This is a genomic window from Microtetraspora fusca, from assembly GCF_001570365.1.
In the GTDB taxonomy this organism is placed as follows: Bacteria; Actinomycetota; Actinomycetes; order Streptosporangiales; family Streptosporangiaceae; genus Microtetraspora; species Microtetraspora fusca.
Window position 1 is genome coordinate 20,943 of record NZ_BBYK01000093.1, and the last position, 6,447, is coordinate 27,389.

Annotated in this window: 8 protein-coding genes; 5 read left to right on the top strand and 3 right to left on the bottom strand. The window is 68.4% G+C overall.

Features of this window, described 5'->3' with window-relative positions; all coding sequences use genetic code 11:
- Positions 1-18: 18 nt before the first annotated feature.
- Complete coding sequence (locus tag AWQ68_RS39180) at positions 19-1,326, top strand: ABC transporter substrate-binding protein (protein ID WP_169809074.1); 1,308 nt, start codon at positions 19-21, stop codon at positions 1,324-1,326.
- 141 nt (positions 1,327-1,467) lie between these two features.
- Here AWQ68_RS39180 and AWQ68_RS39185 read toward each other — a convergent pair whose 3' ends face one another.
- Genes AWQ68_RS39185 through AWQ68_RS39195 form a run of 3 tightly spaced genes read right to left on the bottom strand, consistent with a single transcriptional unit; the run spans position 1,468 to position 4,899 of the window.
- Positions 1,468-2,199 carry an ABC transporter ATP-binding protein gene (locus tag AWQ68_RS39185; RefSeq protein WP_066951463.1) on the bottom strand — a complete coding sequence of 244 codons (732 nt, stop codon included), beginning with the start codon at positions 2,197-2,199 and terminating at the stop codon, positions 1,468-1,470.
- 19 nt (positions 2,200-2,218) lie between these two features.
- Positions 2,219-3,946, bottom strand: coding sequence for a branched-chain amino acid ABC transporter ATP-binding protein/permease (locus AWQ68_RS39190; RefSeq protein WP_066951466.1), 1,728 nt, complete (start codon positions 3,944-3,946; stop codon positions 2,219-2,221).
- Positions 3,943-4,899, bottom strand: a complete 957-nt coding sequence (locus AWQ68_RS39195; protein ID WP_066951469.1) for a branched-chain amino acid ABC transporter permease — start codon at positions 4,897-4,899, stop codon at positions 3,943-3,945. The genes AWQ68_RS39190 and AWQ68_RS39195 overlap by 4 nt, the downstream gene beginning before the upstream one ends.
- A gap of 102 nt (positions 4,900-5,001) precedes the next feature.
- On the opposite strand from AWQ68_RS39195, the gene AWQ68_RS43265 reads away from it, so the two are divergent.
- The 4 genes from AWQ68_RS43265 (at position 5,002) to AWQ68_RS45520 (ending at position 6,438) form a co-directional block, all read left to right on the top strand.
- On the top strand, positions 5,002-5,256 hold the full coding sequence (locus AWQ68_RS43265; RefSeq protein ID WP_157546478.1) for a hypothetical protein: 255 nt from the start codon (positions 5,002-5,004) through the stop codon (positions 5,254-5,256).
- 274 nt (positions 5,257-5,530) lie between these two features.
- The gene (locus AWQ68_RS43270; protein WP_157546481.1) at positions 5,531-5,704 is read left to right on the top strand and encodes a hypothetical protein; all 174 of its coding nucleotides are present in this window, start codon (positions 5,531-5,533) and stop codon (positions 5,702-5,704) included.
- Positions 5,705-5,731: 27 nt separating this feature from the next.
- Positions 5,732-6,037: a hypothetical protein gene (locus AWQ68_RS39200; RefSeq protein WP_066951471.1), complete on the top strand. Its 306-nt coding sequence runs from the start codon at positions 5,732-5,734 to the stop codon at positions 6,035-6,037.
- A 209-nt stretch (positions 6,038-6,246) separates the two neighbouring features.
- A complete protein-coding gene (locus AWQ68_RS45520; RefSeq protein ID WP_281217864.1) occupies positions 6,247-6,438 on the top strand; it encodes a LuxR C-terminal-related transcriptional regulator in 192 nt (63 codons plus the stop codon).
- Positions 6,439-6,447: the final 9 nt, after the last annotated feature.

Here is a 6,447-nt window from a genome sequence, read left to right on the forward strand (position 1 = left end):
TAGGATATGGTCCTGCGCATGTATCGGCAGGAAACCCCTAAAACGGGCGGACGCAGCCGTGGGCGGCGACGCTATCAGGTTTGCTGGCGTGGCCATAGGCTTCGGGGCACGACGATGTTGCTCATTCCGCTCATCGTCCTGGTCTCCGCTTGTTCGGGCGGCAAATCGCAGGGGGCATCCACCGATGTGCTGGTGGTGGTCAGCGCGCCGATGTCCACTGAGCCGTGGATCGGCACCTTCATCGAACGAGGGGCGCGGCTCGCGATCGAGGAGCTCAACGCACACGGCGGGGTCACCACCCCGTCCGGAGCACGCCGAGTCAAGCTGGCGGTGCTCGACAACGCCGGGTCGCCGGCCAAAGCCGCGGCGAACGCCCGCAAGGCAGTCGACGACCACGCGGCCGTTCTGCTCACCGACGGAACCGGCGCGGCCTCCGTTGCCTCGGTCACCGACCCTGCACACCTGCCGGTCTTCATCTGCTTCGAAGGCGGCGAGGCGCTGATCGACCCGTCCCGCTGGCCGAGCCTGTTCCGGATGGCGCCGGCCAACAAGCCCATGGCACGCAGGCTCGCCGACTACATCGCGAACAGCCGCCCCAAGGTCGGCGTGATCAGTGACGACTCCACATACGGAGAACAGGGCCGGGACGCGCTGCTGCAAGCCTTCAAGATCGACGAGGTGGAGGTGGTGGCGGATCAGAAGGCACCGGCACGCTCCTCCGACCTGACAACGCAGGTGCTGGCCGCGCGGCAGGCAGGCGCCGACAGGCTGGTCGTATGGGCCAGCGCGAGCGACGTGATCGCCGCGATCCAGGCCGTCCACGCGCTGGGCTGGAAGGTGCCCATCTATACCGGGCCGACCGGTGAAGACCCGCTGGTCCGCCGGCGCCTCGCCGAGCATCCGGACTGGCTCGACCAGGTCACCTTCGCCTCGTTCCGGATGACCAGCGAGGTCGGGCCGAAGCCGTTTGAGCAGTTCCGCGCCAACTACGAGGCGAAGATGGGGGTCGATCTGGTCGGCGTCCAGCAGGACGGCAAGCAGGTCGTGCAGCCGCCAGACTGGCCGATGTTTTCCTACGACGCGGTTCACCTGATCGCCGCTTCGCTCAGCGAGGGCGGCGAACTGGGCAAACCGCTCATGGAGGCCCTGAACAAGGTCAGCATCACCGGCGCCAACGGTGACTATCGCGGCTACGGGCCCAACCAGCACGAGGGTGTCAACCCCAGCGACATGTACTTCGCCCGGTTCCACGGCTTCGTCTTCGAACCCGTCGCCGACGACCCGCTCTCCGACACCCTCCCCTCCGTGAACCAGCTACAAGACTGACGCCCCGTCACTGTGTGCCATGCCCGCGCACCACGAAGCCGTCAGGGTCGGTTCGGACGGGGGAACTGCTGTCCTCCGCCCGAACCGGTGCCCTGCGCGATGTCTACTGGAACTCGGACTCGGGTCAGCGCGGATCGCTCGCTAGGTCTTCAGGGGGTTTCTGTCTCCGAAATACATCTGTCCAATCCGCGGATCGGCCGCCACCTCCGCAGTGCGCCCACTGAGGATCACGTGACCTTCCTGCAGCACGACGAGCCGATCGGCGAGCTGCAGAGCCACCTGAAGGTGTTGCTCGATGAGCACAACAGCCGTGCCCCCCGCTCGAATGGCGGCGATGCTCTCGCCGAGCGCGGCAATCGACGTGGGAGCCAGACCAGCGGACGGTTCGTCGAGGACCAGCAGCGAGGGTTCCGACATGAGGCCACGGCCGATGACGAGCATCTGCTGCTCTCCGCCGGACAAGCTGCCGGCGTGCTGGGTACGCCGCTCCGCCAGTCGCGGAAAGGTGCGGTAGACGCCCTCTCGGCGCTCGGCGACGACGTTCTTCCGGCGGCCGTCGAGATAGGCGCCGAGGTCCAGGTTCTCCTCGACCGTGAGACTGGGGAAGACGCGTCTGCCGTCGGATACGTGACTCAGTCCCAACTGGACGATCCGCTGCGGACCGCACCGGGTGATGTCCCGGCCGTAGAACAGCACCTTGCCCGAGCTCGCCCGATGCAGGCCCGACACCGAACGGGCGACGGTCGTCTTACCCGCGCCGTTGCCGCCGAGCAACGCGACGATCTCGCCGCGCTCGACATGAAAGGACACGTCGTCCAGCGCCGGGACAGCGCCGTAGCCGGCGCATAGTCCGCGGACCTCGAGCAGCGCCACACGGTCTCCTCTCAGTACATCAGCCGGAGGCGGACGATAGATCGACATCGCCGAGGTAGACCCGGCGTACCGCAGGATCGGCGGCTACGGACTCGGGGCTTCCGCCCGCCAGCACCCGGCCGCGTTCCAGGACGGTGATCCTGTCGGCGACGCCGTGGACCAGCGCCAAGTCATGTTCGACCAGCAGAATGGCCGTGCCGCCTTCTGCGAGGCGACGCAGCACACGGGACAACGTGGCTCGTTCCGGCCCGGTCATGCCGACGGCTGGTTCGTCGAGCAGGAGCACACGCGCCCCGGTCGCCACGGCCCGGGCCACCTGCAGGAGGCGTTGTTCGCCGGCGCCGAGCTCCCTCGGGCGGTCGAACGCGCGCTCGGCGAGTTCCGTCAGACGGAGCGCCCTCCACGCCTCGCGGTCAGCGGCGGCTGCGTGGTCCCGTACCGACACACTTCCGAGAAGGTGCCGGACGGCGGCGAACGGCACCGGTGTTCCTCCGCGCACACCCAGCAGCACCTGACGGTAAGGACAAAGCCGCTCCAGACCGACCGTGTGCTGGAACGTACGGGTCACGCCCCGCCTGACCATGTCGAGCTGGCCGGCCCCGGTGACGTCGGTCCCCTCCACGAGAATCCGGCCGCCCGTGGGCTGAAGGGCGCCGGCGAGGGCACGTAAGGCCGTCGTCTTGCCGCTGCCGTTAGGTCCGATGAGCGCGTGGACCTCTCCGGCTCGTACCTCCAGATCGACCCCCGTGAGGATGTGCGTCTCCCCAATCGCGACGTCCAACCCCTGGGCAGCCAACATCACCCCCTCTCGGGAAGCGGCGCGGGCGGATTCCCCGGAGAGTTCCGCTGGCTCACGCGGGCGCTCCGCGCGCTCGGGCCACCTGCCCGCGAGCCGTTCGATCGGCCCGCGGAGGAACGGAACCGCGACCAGCGCCAAGGCGGTGAGCACGCCACCGGATCGTTCAGAGGGAAGACCGACCGTGCTGGCAAGCGCGTCAGCCAGCGGTGGAATCACGGCGATCACGAGTAGGCCGAGCACCGGCCCCCACAGCCGTGCCACACCCCCGATCAGCACCGCCACGAACAGCTGGAGGGACAGCAGCGGCGAGACGTCGGACGGGGCGGCGACCCCAAGCAGCACGGTGATGCCCGCGCCGGACACTGCTGCGATGGCCGCGGCCGTGGCGAAGAGGGCAGCCCTGCGGTGAAGCACCGGCACCCCGAGGGATGTGGCCAGTGCAGGAGCTTCGCGAAGGGCCGCCCAGTCCAGTCCGGCAGGCCCGCGGTTCAATCGGGCGACGGCGGCCAGCGACAGCAGACACACCGACCCCGCCACGGCGACGTGCACCAGCGGTGTAAGGGTGATGGTCACGTCGAAGATCTGTGAGTGCAGACGGGCCGGTGACGGGCGAACCAGCCCTTGGCTTCCACCGGACAGGGCGGGAAACGCACGAAGCAGTGCGTACACGAGCCAGGCGAACGCCCACGTCGACAACGCAACCGCCGCGCCGCGCAGACGAGCCGTGAGCAGGCCGACCAGGTAGCCGGCGAACGCCGCGAATACGGCGCTGGCGAACGCGGCCGCAGCGAGCGGCAAGCCCGCACGTTCCAGATGCACGACACCGAAGCTGCCCACGGCCAAGAACGCGCCCTGGCACAGGACGGGTTGCCCTCCGTACGAGACGGGCAGAGCCAGCCCGAGCACCGCGATCAACAGATACAGATGGTGTGCCAGGTCGACGATCATTCCGGGTCCTCACGCAGCCGCAATCGCAGGCCCTGCCGCCCCAAGGCCAGCACGATCAGCAGGATCGCCAGCGGTACCACGTCGGCGTAGCGCGGGCCGAGAACGCTCGACGCGACGATGAACGACTCGATCACACCAAGCGCCAGCCCTCCGGCCAGCGCGCCACGCACCGATCCCAGGCCGCCCAACAGCGCAGCCGCTATCGCCTTGAGGCCGAGAATGACGCCATCGTCAACACCGAGCGAACGGTCCGGCGAGATCAGAAGCCCCGCCAGACCTCCCAACGCGCCGGCCACCACGAAAGCGATGAGCACCAGCCGCCGCACCGGAAGTCCGAGCAGCGCGGCAGCAGTGGGATCCTCACTGACCGCTTTCATCGCCGTGCCGGTCCGGGTGACCACGAGCAGCCGCTCGACCAGGATCCCCACAGCCAGCCCGATCCCTATGACACCGAGAGCGCGAACCGCCACCGTCCCTCCGCCGGGCAGCTGCAGCACCCCTGAAGGCGTCAACCGACCCAGCCGCAACGGATCCGGCACCGCGTAGGCGTCCTGAGTGAGCACCAGCCCGAGGACCTCCCGGACCAGCAGCCCAGCCGCCAGACCACCCGCCACCCAGCCCAGGACATCCCCGCGGTTGGACTGGTGCCCGGCTGCCGGCAGGAAGGGTCTTACGGCGATGAGGTAGACGCCCGCTGACAGAGCGGCTCCGGCAGCGATGACCAGCACCGCCAGCCCGACAGAGGGCGCCACGTCCAGGGCTGCCGCCACCGGCGTGGACCCGAGCACCATCAGCACACCGATGAACACGCCACCGATCACGAGATCACCGTGCGCGAAAGCGATCACCCTGGTGAGCCGGTAGACGAGGCTGAACCCCATCGCGATCAAGCCGTAGGCCGCACCCAGAGCCAACCCGCTCAGGAACGCCTGAAGGGCCACCCCGCCGCTCACCGAACACCATCCTCAGCGACCGGCGAGCCCGATGAGTGATAGCAGTAGATGGAGACGCACCCTTCGTCAGTTTTCGGAGGATCCTATAGCCTCCGCGCCCGCGTGCGGATCCGTGCGACAGATGCCAGATCGCTGCGCGCGTCATCCCTTCATTTCTCCAACAATTTCGACAATTCCAACCAGCAGGGCGAAGCCGCGTTCACCGAGGCAGCCCAGGCTCGCAGCAGCGCGCCTTGTAGATGCCGGGTGGTCTGGACGGATGAGCGTGTCACCGAATGGAACGCCGACTTCCGGCGGCGGCTTGCCGCCGAGCGGGAGCGACGAGACAACCGGTCCTTCAACACCGTCGGGGTCTAAGCCGCCGCCGAGTCCACCGCCGCGATGATCAGCGCCCGTGGCGACGTGCGAAGGGCGGCTGGCCAGCCTGAGCGATAGGACCGGCAAGGCGCTGAACTGACCAACCGTCGAGAGGGCCCGCTTGATCTCAGGCGGGCCCTCTCTTCTGTTTTCCTTCGTCTGACCGGCAGGACCGCGCCGCGTGGACATTTGCGGTCGGGCGATGGCTTTTGGCTACTTCGTCCGGTCGGGCAGAAGAACGTACTCAGGAGGAGGAAGAATCTCATCGCGGAGGGTGATCCGCTGCTCGCTGTCGTCGGTGCCGGCGCGGTTCGGCGTCATGATGGGAACCCACCTGCTCTTACCGAGTGATGAGGGTCGAGTCCCGATGGATGACCTGATCGCGTTCCTGCGTGCTCGTATCGCCGAGGCCGAGGAGATCGCCGGCCGGTGCGAGACGGGGCATTGATTCTCCTCGCGTACGGCGGGTGATCCGATGTCCTTCGCCCGGCCGGGCGTGTACGGCCGTGCCTACATGGAGGTGCCCGAATGTGAGCAGCCGCAGATCGCGGCCACTGTGAGCGTGCGGTGTGAGCGGCACATCGTGCACAACGAGCCCGCCCGGGTCCTGACGGATCTGGCCGCCAAGAAGGACCGTCTCGCCGCGTACTTCTGGTGGCTCACCGCCAGGTTGATGACGCCGTTGCCGCCGCCGCCGAAGTTCATCACCAGCGAGCCGGTCCGGGTGCCGGTGGCCTTCGCTCTGATCACCGCGACGTCGATGGTCTCGGCTCTCGGGTAGCCGTAGTCGAGCGGCACGGTCAGCTTGCCGCAATCCAGGCCCGCAGTGGACACGGGCAATCCGGTACACGCCCCCCAGGAGATCGCGGGTGCCGTGGCGGCCGTAGCGGCTGCTGGTCGGCCCCGTCGGTCACCACGCGGCTGATCGGGGAGTTCGCCCGGCGCGAGCCCACCGGAATCCCGGCCCGGCTGGCGGCGGGGCCGACCCAATTGACGGGAGCGGGAGGTGAGCGGCTCGGCATTGGGCCGGTGACGGTCAAGACCCATATCCGCAGCCTGCTGGCCAAGCTCGCCGCGCACGACCGGGCGCAGCTCGTCATCGCCGCCTACAAGGGCGGCGTGGTCACGGCCGGTGGGCAGGGGTCATCAGCGGCGGTAGGAGACCTCGGGGAAGGCGGGTGACGGGCCCTG